The organism is Gabonia massiliensis (assembly GCF_001403595.1).
GTDB classification, from domain to species: Bacteria; Bacteroidota; Bacteroidia; order Bacteroidales; family Coprobacteraceae; genus Coprobacter; species Coprobacter secundus.
Genome location: NZ_LN877938.1, coordinates 584,538 through 595,757 on the forward strand (window position 1 = coordinate 584,538; position 11,220 = coordinate 595,757).

The 11,220-nt window shown below is 44.3% G+C and carries 6 protein-coding genes; all 6 read right to left on the bottom strand.

Features of this window, described 5'->3' with window-relative positions:
• Positions 1–272 precede the first annotated feature (272 nt).
• The 6 genes from BN2628_RS04430 to BN2628_RS04455 all read right to left on the bottom strand — a co-directional run bounded on the left by BN2628_RS04430 (position 273) and on the right by BN2628_RS04455 (position 11,181).
• Positions 273–2,870, bottom strand: a complete 2,598-nt coding sequence (locus BN2628_RS04430) for an endonuclease/exonuclease/phosphatase family protein (protein WP_087880339.1) — start codon at positions 2,868–2,870, stop codon at positions 273–275.
• 88 nt (positions 2,871–2,958) lie between these two features.
• Positions 2,959–4,023 carry an alkaline phosphatase gene (locus tag BN2628_RS04435; RefSeq protein WP_044229772.1) on the bottom strand — a complete coding sequence of 355 codons (1,065 nt, stop codon included), beginning with the start codon at positions 4,021–4,023 and terminating at the stop codon, positions 2,959–2,961.
• 125 nt (positions 4,024–4,148) lie between these two features.
• Positions 4,149–6,590, bottom strand: coding sequence for a metallophosphoesterase N-terminal domain-containing protein (locus tag BN2628_RS04440; RefSeq protein WP_082430128.1), 2,442 nt, complete (start codon positions 6,588–6,590; stop codon positions 4,149–4,151).
• Positions 6,591–6,801: 211 nt separating this feature from the next.
• Positions 6,802–7,191 (bottom strand): glycerophosphodiester phosphodiesterase family protein, encoded by a 390-nt coding sequence (locus tag BN2628_RS04445; protein WP_154668399.1) that lies wholly within the window; start codon positions 7,189–7,191, stop codon positions 6,802–6,804.
• A gap of 101 nt (positions 7,192–7,292) precedes the next feature.
• On the bottom strand, positions 7,293–8,984 hold the full coding sequence (locus BN2628_RS04450) for a T9SS type A sorting domain-containing protein (RefSeq protein ID WP_055096186.1): 1,692 nt from the start codon (positions 8,982–8,984) through the stop codon (positions 7,293–7,295).
• A 151-nt stretch (positions 8,985–9,135) separates the two neighbouring features.
• On the bottom strand, positions 9,136–11,181 hold the full coding sequence (locus BN2628_RS04455) for a hypothetical protein (protein ID WP_052431555.1): 2,046 nt from the start codon (positions 11,179–11,181) through the stop codon (positions 9,136–9,138).
• Positions 11,182–11,220 lie beyond the last annotated feature (39 nt).

Here is an 11,220-nt window from a genome sequence, read left to right on the forward strand (position 1 = left end):
ACGATATCTAATTGACACACACACTATTTATAATAAAATCCGAAATGAGTTTATTCCTAAAAAACTTTAAGTGCCTGCCTGGATTTTGCCCGAGTCAGGGTCGGGAATTTCTTTCGCGGATATTTTTCCGTTGTCAAGGGGATGATAGCGGGCTATCTGACGAGAGAAAACTGGGAAAAAAGCGGAAGAAAATGACCTGATAATATTTCCTTAATTGGAAAACCCAGACCGGCTCTTAAAGAAACACAACTTTATACACCTATCTAACCTATCTACTCTTGTCTTAAAAATTTACAAAACCGATATCCGGCTTCTGTTTTCACGATACAAAGGCAAATGCCTCGTGATTTTCCCACAACAACCGGTATTTTATCGTCTTCGACCCGTCCTGCTTGTATTAACTTGCCTTCTGCATCATATATTTTGTAATCTCCGGCAATTTTCTCGGCAAACCGTACTTGTCCGTCGAAGTAGTATGCTCTTGCTTCCGAAACTGCCCGGTCGCAGATACCGATTGTCCCGATATATTCGTATGCTCCTATTGTGGCGTGCCCTTCCATGTCTCGCGGACGCCCTGTCTGGTCTTGCTCCAAAAGCGTGAAGGGGGCTTCGTCTCTGAGACCGCCATCTAAATCGGTCATGGTCATATAGTATTCGTTCAAATCTCTTTTTGCCAGGTTATTTATCGGTGTAGTCCCGTATTGCGGATTCAATACCCCGACCGTATAGGTTCCGTTTCCTTCATTTTTGGGACTGGCTTCGAACCGGTCGCCCGATACCGTCCCATCCAGGGTCTGCGCCAACCAAGAAAGTCCCGTGCCATAGTCTGCTGCCATTATATCCGTACCGGATTGTTTCATCACGATATTGTCGGCCGATGTGTACAGGTTGTGCTTCCCCATACAGTTCTTTATACCGGCACTTTCGTAGCATATATCACCGATACCGCCTGTCGAGTGATTTCCGGCTACTATATTGTTATACATAAAGACCCAGCCCGAAACCAATTGTACTGCCGCACCTTTGAAGCCGGAGGCGTTTCCTGTACTTTCACAGAAATTTCCGGCAATGGTATTGTTCACCAACGAAATTTTCCCATCCGTTCCGGCACGGAAGTATATGGCACTTCCTCCCGGAATATCGTCCCCGACTTCACCTTCAAATGCAAGGGCATTGCCGGCGAATGTATTGTTGACGAATGTAAACTTACTGCTTATCGCTTCTCCGATTACGGATATGCAACCGTACCGGGATGAATGATTGCCGATAAAACTGTTCCCCCGGGCATAAAGGGTCGTATTCTTGTCTATATGCAAGGCACTCCCCGACTCTGCGACATTTGCTTCAAAATGACAATTCCGCAATGTCGCCGACCAGTTTTTAGCCGATACATAAACTGCTCCTCCCGATGCTGCCCGGTTGTTGAAGAACGTGCAGTTTTCCGCATCTATGTCGGTCGTCGCCTTGACAGCTCCGCCGGATGCCTTTGAGATGTTATTCATAAAAATCACGTTTTTCATTTTGATTCCGGCTCCGATGCTATAAATTCCGGCTCCTCTTGTCACGGTATTATCATCGAGGAAGGCATTGCATATCTTGACATTTTCGATATGCAGAAGCGCGGGACTGTATACGTACACAAGCAGTTTGCAATTGTCTTCATTCCCCCCGATGACTTTCCCTTCATCGTCGTACCGGTCATTTCCGTTGAAGTCTCCGTCTATCGTCGTATATCCGGTAATTTTCTCAAATTTCTTATCGTACCCTCCGATAATACATAGTGTTCTCTTGACTTTGAGGTATTTTGTCCGGTCGATATTTTCCCGGTTTTCCGTCAGGTAACGGCCTTCGGTAATTCTCAACGTGTCACAGGAGCTTGCCATACTTATCGCTTTGCCGATAGTCTTAAAGGGAGACTGAAGAGTACCGTCTCCATTATCGTCTCCTTCTTCTCCGCAGACATATATGTTTTGCGGCAGAGCGGGTTGCCTCAGTGCCAAGGAGACTATTACGCAAAAGTGGTCGGACGGTGTCTCCCCTCTTCCATAATCTTCTGTAATAACTTTATAGCTTTTTACATCGGCATGCCGACTGTACACATAGTCGATGCGTTTGTTATCTGACCGCCCGGGGTTCCACCCCGAATATGTTCCTTCGGGCCCCGAAGCCGAGAGGTCAAGGCCACTCGTGAGCCGGCTGTCGTCATAGTAGGCTCCCATCACGGCATGTACGCCTTTTTCAGAAGCTTTGGCATTGAGGTCACCCACGATAAACACGGGGTAGTCTCCTGCCAGCTTATTCATCATCTCTACATTGATGCGTGTGCCTTCTTTACGGGCAATAACCCCGTCATTGTCCAAATGGGTGGAGCAGTAGAAAAATATCTCTCCGGTGTCCTTATCCTGAAGTTTTGCCCAAACAGATATCCGCTTACATCCAGCGTCCCAAGCCAGTCCGGGCACCTTCGGGTCGGGAGTCAGGAAATAATACCCCCAGTCCAGAAGGTTAAAATCAGAGGTTTTAAAAGCAACTGCCAACCGTTCTCCTTCGTTCTTCTCGGCACTTTCACGCCCCCAGGTAACCATCGAATATTCAGGTAATAATTGCCGGAGGTCGTTTTCCTGGTCGTCATTGGCGATTTCCTGTAATCCGATGACGTCGAAGCGGTTGTCTGTAATGATTTTGGCAACGTATTCTTTCCGGTTGTCCCAGTCCCGCAGACCGGTCAAGGTAGCGTTTATGCAACGGATATTGTATGTCCCCATATGGTAATCTTTTGCTTTTGCAGCTCCTGTACACAACAAGAGCAGTGCCACCATAGTAATGAATGGCGCATGGGGTATAACGGTGATATATTTTTTCGTTCTCATCTTTTTCCTGTTCATGATATAATTCGTTTTTTTTCTTTTCCGGCACGGCATTCTGCTGCTTTTCCAGGAGAGGGAGGCACGCGCGTATTTATTTTAACTTCAATAAGTCCTTCATCAGGTAAAAGGATGCTGTATTGTCTTTGAATCCGGAGAAGAGTTCTGCTCCGGGCCCGTAAGCGAAAAAGGGCACAGGCGATGCGGTATGCCATCCGGTATTGAATTTTACGACCACTTTTTTCTTGCCATAGTGTCCTTCGGCAACGGTTACTCCTCCTGTTTCGTGGTCGGCGGTAATCAGGACAAGCGTATTTTTATCTTTTTGGGCAAAGTCGAGTGCTTTGCCTACTGCCCTGTCAAAGTCCAATGTTTCGCTAATCATATAGTTCTGGTCATTCTTGTGCCCGCCTTTGTCTATCTGCGACCCTTCTACCATAAGCACGAACCCTTTCTTGTTACTGCTCAACTTGTCGATAGCCAATTGTGTGGCATCTGCCAGCAGGTCAGGGTCGCGCCGAGAGGCAGGCTCTACTGCGTCTTCGGCTATTAAAGCCCCTAATTTGTCCCCGGTTGTTTTCCGGGCCTCTTCCAATGAATATACTATTTCATATCCTTTTGCCCGGAGTTCTTCAGAGATGTCGCGCCCGTCTTTTCTTTTTTCAAAGTGCATTTTTCCGCCTCCGATAAAAAGAGTAATGTCGCTTGCCAGATAATCGGCGGCTATCTCCTCGTGCATAAACCGGTGGGGCCGATGTGCGACAAATGATGCCGGTGTCGCGTCTGTCACGGAGTGGGTGGCAATGACTCCGGTAGAGAGGCCCTTGAGTGTCGCCAAACGTATGATAGAGTTCAAAGGTACTGTATCGGGGGACATGCCTACCATATTGTTCTTGGTCTTTACTCCTGTTGCTATGGCTGTACCTCCGGCTGCCGAGTCGGTAATGTAGTCGCTTGCCGAATTTGTACGCCTCAATCCTGAGTAGGGGCAGCGGTCGGTCATATTCAGATAGCCTCCATTAGAGGTATATGCAGCCTGTACCTGATTTATTCCCATGCCGTCGCCTATCATGATAATAATATTTTTAGGGCCTTTTTTGGCTAATGCCGCCCCTGAAAATATCAATAGTAATGCTACGAATAGAAATGTTCTTTTCATATTGTACAATTTTTTAATTATTGTGATAATGGTTATACATCGTGTATCTGATGTTTTTATATACATAGGGAGATATTATTACCCCTTACACCCATTTTAAATAGTCGATTTTCATTCATTTAGCATTAATATGTTAATAGTTGATTTTCGCCTATTTGTTGTTTCAAAGAAGAATAGTCCGTTGTGAAAGCATCACACTTGTATTGTTTTACCTTCCCACTATATGGGTTAGTAAATGTGGCCACTACACTCCAGTTGTCCATCTCAGACGGTTTAACATTATTGCTTGGCTTAAAATACCAATAGTGACTGGCAGTAGTCTTGCAATATGGATCTGTCATTTTATTCGCTTCATTATAAAAGAACGAAGAAGCCCAAACATTGGAACAAGACTTATCAGCAAGCCTTGTGAAGTCGCCTATCTTTGCGTCATTCTGTCTCAACTCTACTTTCCAGTTATCAGAATCATCATCCCAAATCTGAACTACAAATGCATTCTGAAGATTTTTATTGCCTTTAATCTTACATTTGTCTATCAACAAAAGAGTAGAGGTTGTATACCAGTTGAAGCTGTAGCCTTTCGTTCCTGTAAGCGTTTTATTGCCATCAAACACTCTCATTTGGTAGCCAGCAGGTCTACCTGTTCCTTTGGCAGTCCAATCCACAATGGAATTTCCTTCAATGGAGTAGATTGAATATCCTGATGGACCTCCGAACTTGTCCGTATTATAGGTTGACCACCAAGCTCCACAGGCAGCACCATGGATGTGTTCATAAACAGGCTTACCATTCTGACATTTATAGTTAGCATGAATCCAGTTTTGTGAGTAATGCGTATGCCCTATCATGATATGAGCTTCATTAAACTGAGTCATCAAGGACAGCACTTCAGAGTAAAATTTATCAGTGTTAACATTGGAACCGTTATTAGAACCTCCTGCTCTAAAAGGAATATGTCCACAAAATATTAATAATTTCTCCTGTGGATTTTCCACATTGCTTAAGTCTGCTTTCAACCAATTGTATTGTTGTTCGGTGTATCCAGCCTGATAGTCCCATTTCTTGCCATTCGGCTTTGAGGTTGATGATATAGAAGTTTCATACACATTATCCATAACGACTATATGAGCCTTACCTACATTAAAGGAATAATCAGTCGGACCGAAATGGCTTTGGAAGAGTCCTGTCGGGTCAGTCTGGCTCAAACCATCATGATCATGATTGCCAATAGTCTGAAAGAATGGGATATAATCATTGCCTGATATAGCTACATTTGACATAGAGTTTTTTAGGCTTTCATATAGATTATTCGAGTCGAACGTAACGTCACCTAACGTGACAGCAACCACATTTTTGTAGCCAGCATTTCTTGTTGTTGAAACGATATCAGCTATTGTTTCGGTAGTGTAACGGTTTAGCTCTGAATTACTTGAACATTGGGGGTCGCCCACACCTATCAAAGTAAAGTTATCTCCATTATCAGAGGGTGTAAGATGGAAATCGACAATATTTACCTGGGTTGGATCTGCAATTTTACTGTAGAAATCAGGAGTCTTTGATTGAGTTAAGTTTATATCATATCCTGATGGGGTTGAATAGTAAATAAAACGCGCATCTGAATGCAATGGAATTCGATATACGCCATTCGCATCAGTTTTAGTTACAGTGTAACCATCAGATACAGAAATTCCTGCAATGCCTTTTCCTGTAGTTGCATCAAGAACCTTGCCTTGACCGGTGTAGGTTTCTTGTTCTAAGGTGTTATAGTCAACGGCCGGTACATTTAAAATCCTTCCCGACTGGATAGTCATTTTTTTCACAACCTTTCTTAGGCATTTGTTCCCATCGTATACATGTACCACAAGGTCAGAATATTCGCCTGCTGGCAAAGGGAATACAATTTCTGCCTTGCCATCTTTGATAATTACATCAGAAATGGAGATTTGGTTAAGGCCTTCAATTGGTGTAATGCTTGCAGATTCGTAATTTACCTCAAATTCGCCAGCTAATGCTGCTCCCGGTATGGAAAGCATAACCTTAGGGTATGATGAATTCTCATTGTCATTGATAGTAACTCTCAGGAAGCCACAAATATGTTTTAGGTGTATATACTGAGAATCGGATGTTTTAGCAACTGCAACTGATGAACCAGCAGGAATACCTGTTTCTGTGTGGCAATAGGTAAAAGGAAGATGTATTCTTGTATAATCTTCACTATCCACGACTGAAGACGGATAAACCACGCTATATGAAGAGGCTGGCTGCATATTTGGGACTGTAAAAGTAGCATTCACAGAATTTACATATTCGTTTGGCACCTCTTCTGATTGATATCCATTTACGGATATTTTGTCTCCTGCTGACCAAAGCAACTCGTAATGATTATCTGTCTTATCACCTAAGTGTGTTCTCGTGTCAGGCAACATTATTAGATTGACTCCAAATTCTAATGTATCAGTATCAGTTAATGAAGTCTCTATTTCGCTTTTACAAGCTACAAATGCCAGTGTTAACAAAGAAATAGTTGCCTTGAACAACATCGTGGTTATATGTCTCGTTATTTTCATTGATATAGAGGTCTGTTATTAATTTAATTGTCCAGAAATCATTTTCTGCATTATCTTCAAAAATTCCGTCTATACGAGAGGATTGCGCAAATCCTTTTTCAACCTCAACTACAATTATTTGAACCTCAGGCGAGATATAATTTATATCCTGCTTATCTTCTTTACAATATTTGTTTTTATTTAACGATTATTCTATAGTCTAACTAACTTCTTAATAACTAAAATCATATGACATTTTAACCGCCACAAAGGTACTACTATCATTGTAAGTCATAGCTTCCAACACACCTGTGCCGTTGGTAGTAGCATCGATATAAGGGTCGTGAAAGTTTACAATAACGCTGTCTTTTGTCACACGGGCATCTATCTCTATCATATCGATGCCTTTCGCTACCACCCATTCGAGAGCCTCCAACGAACTCTCGGGTACGTTGTTTTCAAATCCGGCGGCAGTGTTCCCGCGATGGGCACAGAGCATCATCTTGTACCGGCTGTTTTGCGCCAAGGTCTTCAAATCGCTGCTGAGACTGCGTGCCGATATATTCATTATCGACACAACTCCTAAGAACGGCAAGAGTGCGAATATTCTGATGAACTTCATAGGTTTGTCCTTATATCTGTTTTCCGGATATTTATACAAGCCGGAGCTCCTGTCATTACTGCAACAGGAAACTCCGACTTTTAAAAGGTGTTTTTACTCAATTATTTTTTGATAAAACTTTGGGTCTGTGTTCCTACTCTGACAGCATATACTCCTGCGCTCAGACCGGATACATCTACGGTATTTCCAAAGCCTTCGATAACGGTTGCTCCACTTCTCAAATCGATAATGGCATAATTGCTTTCGATTCCTTTGATATGTAAAACGTCCGTTGCCGGAGAGGGATATACGACGAGTTTTTCAGTGTCTTCAGCAATCGATTTTTCGGTCCCTACGGTACCTTTTTTCGCTGTAATCCTTATTTCGTCGAAATGCATCATCGGTGCCAATGACTGTACTTTTATGGTGTGGCGTCCTTTGGTCAAGGGAACATCCGCATAGTCGGGTTTTATATAGGCATTGAGTGATTCATCTCCGGTTCTCTGTGCAAGTTCCTTATACAGTTCGCTCTTGTAATAGGTAGACCATACAGTCATCGGATTGCCATTGTCGGGGTCTCCCGCACGGGGATTCGGATATATAAACAGGGTGTCGCTGTTTACCAGATTGCCGTCTTTAAGTACTTGCGTGCTCGTCCATCCGCTGTAAGGGTCGCTTGCCAAAGCAGCATATTCCAGTTGCGAATGTCCATTGAGTTTCGGGTATGAGCTCCAGTTGGTGGTCAGGTTGTTACCGTCGAGAGAGGTCACTACCGTTGCACAATATTTCTTTACCCAGTCTTCGGCCATGCCTTCTACTATATATCCTCCTTCTTCACGAGGTTTGCCAAAACTTTCGGTTCCTGTTCCTCCAATAGGAGAGTAAACAGCCCAGTGGGTTCCTATTTTTAAGGATATATCGGCCACGCAGTCTTCGGGTACGTCAAATGTATATTCCAACCAGGCACCCCAGTTTTTCTTTGCGCTTTCGGCTGTTATTATATTGGAAGTCCCATCTACGTAATCCCCTTTATAAGTCATCCAATCGGCTCCGCTGGGACACATATTCTTTACAGCACGACCATACCAGTCGTCTTTGTGCCCATGTCCCAAAGTCCACGACTGGAAGAAAGCTCCGTCATCTTGCCATGAAACATATAAATCGGCATCGTCTTCACGATATTGATTCGCTCCCCCACCTATCGGCGAATATGCTTTACGGTTATTTATCCAAAATTCATCATAGTCTTCTGCCTGTATATAGATGGTATCATTCAATCTCAATTCGGGCATAAACCAATCACTCGACAGCTGGATATAATTAAAAGAAATCATTTCACCCTGTTTAGGATTCTCAAATATTACATCAATAAAACCTACTTCTTCTGCAAATGGTTCTGTTAACTTGTTAATTGCTGTATCACATACTTGTGTTTCTGTATTATCAGGAGCAACTTCAAAGTTAAAAGTTGTCAATACTGTATTTTCCGAACTACGAAGAACCACTTTAGGAACGATATGAGCAGATCCAGCATTTTCTGTTCCTGAGATAAATTTTAAAATTGCCCGTGTTACATAAGGCTGTTTTTTCTCTCCAGCAACTTTTGACAAATCCCTAGTCCATGTTACAGGACCATTACCATCTGCCGTCACTATATAAAGTCCATCAAAAGCTTCTCCTGTCCCTCCTGTTACGCTCCAACCATCTGCTGAGGGATTATCCCCCATTGCAAATCCAAAATAATTATCTCTGTGCGCATAGGCACTCGTTGCTAACAAGCAACATACAACTAAATGTAATAACTTCAATTTCATAATTGTTTTGATTTAAGTGAATAATAAATATTACATGTCTCTTTTTTACATGTTATTTTCCTTTGTCCGGTACCACACTCCCGCCCCCTGCTTCGCAAAAGGCTCTGCATTTTTTTGCCGAAAAGGGGTTCAAGGAATGCGGGCTACCAGTTTACCTTACTACGAATTTCTGCGTACCCGACCTGCCATCAAGGGAATACCGGGTCATATATACTCCATCGTCCAACATCATCCGTGCACCGTGTCCGGGCTCTTCTATCGACTTCATCATACGCCCCATAATATCGAAAACCTGAATGGATACTTCGGCAGAATCATTGTAGGAAAATGCCACATTCCCGTCGGTACAGGTTATTGTGAAATTTGTATCGTCTTTCTCGACACGGCTTACCGCAGAGGGCAAGGAAGCCCCTTTGTAACGATAGTTGAAACGTCCGTTGGGTGCGACATCCCCGTCCGATATAAATGTCATGATGTCGGGGTCGTTATCGGTGATATTATCGGCCCATTTGAAGTCTATGTCCCGGTCTCCGGCGAGTCCCAACGCAGCCCTGGGTACAGATACTTGCATCCGGTTTCCTACAACCTTATATTCCACAGGGGTTACCGTTTCCCAGAGGAATTTGTCTTGCCGGTTCTTCATCAACGAATATTTGCCGGTAGCGGCATCTTTGTACACCATATAATCGTATCCGCCCCATCCGGTCGTGTAGTCGGTATCGGTGTTGAGTAGCAGGCGCATCCAGTATTTCGATGATTCGAAGTCGCTTATATCGTCCATCGTCTCTACATAGAAATAGATATTGCCGGCGTCTTTGGTTACTTTGGCCATGACAATGTCGTTGGATTTCCGTTCAAGGGTCTCTGCCGTCTGCACGTCTCTCGATATGTATGCTACATCGCCTTTATCGTCCCGATATTCCACAGGCTCGGCATCCCACTGGGAAAAATCCCCGTTTATATCTATCGACAGGTTTACAGTGGGCACCGGTATCTTATTTACCCCCCGGTACTTGCGTGTATTGGAAACCAACTGCAAATAGTAGTTGTCCCGTATCAGGGGGTGTGTACCGGGTTCCAAATCGCGGCTGAACTCGGCGTTGTAGACATCGACGAAGTATGTCTCCCCGATTTTGGCTGTGGCTCCCGGACGGATGTTTCCATATTCTCCCTGATTGCGAATCACAAACCGCTGGGCTATCCATTCGTTGAACTGGGTCACCATCACGATGGGCGGATGCACATCTATGGCGTGGTTCCACTGTTCTTGGAAATACAGCCCGTAAGGGGTTTCTTCGCATAGCCCGTATTTGTCGTATGCCGGCTGTTTGCCCCCGTGGTAGCTCTTCCCCACTTTGGTCGTCGCATGCTGGGCTACGCTGACCGAGATTTGTTCGGTCTTCTTCACCGTCGTCCCCAAAATACTGTTGTACACGCTTGTCCATCCGGGACGTTGCGGATAATATTCGAGCCAAGCCCACTCGTCGGCATTCGCCCCGCCCATCCACGCCCAGGAATTACGGAAGGTAAAGCGGTCTACCAATCCTTTCACCAGGGTATGGGATATCTCGGCCTTATTCCCGAGCAAGAGAGGTTTACCCTCATACTCGAACCAGTACTTATCATATTTGCTGTCTTTATAAAAGGTATTGTATATATTCTCGGCTGTTGCCGTAGCGTTGGAGTGTACCATAAATGCCAGTTTCGGGCTTTTCATGCCCAAAGCCTCCCGCCGGTCCATCTCGCGCATCAGCACTTCTACCCGCGTGGGATAATGATAACTATTGGTAGCATCCAGGAAGAGAAAGTCTACTCCTGCATCGACCAGCATCTGCATGTGCTTGGCCACGACGTATTTGTCTCCTGCCGTGTAGTATCCCAACCAGGGCTTACTCCCCCAATGGAAGGTCTGCTCGGCTCCCCAATCGGGATTATCGGGATTTTCCTTGAGAAGTTCCGTCACATCTTTTCCTGCCATCGGATGCATTCCGTGCCAGATGTAATAAAACATGCCGACTGTGCAGTTCTTGTCGATACTGCCGCGTGTCACACCCTCATCGGACTGGGCTACATTTCTCCCCAATTCGTCAACAGCCACCCATGTATCGGGATATGTCTCCCATGTCTGGGCTTTCAGCGTTGACGTCACCAGCAACAGGCTCAATCCTGCCAGAATGATTTTTTCTTGTTTGCTCATCTTGTTATATTTACTTTCCGGTTCTTTTTTACTTTTAAG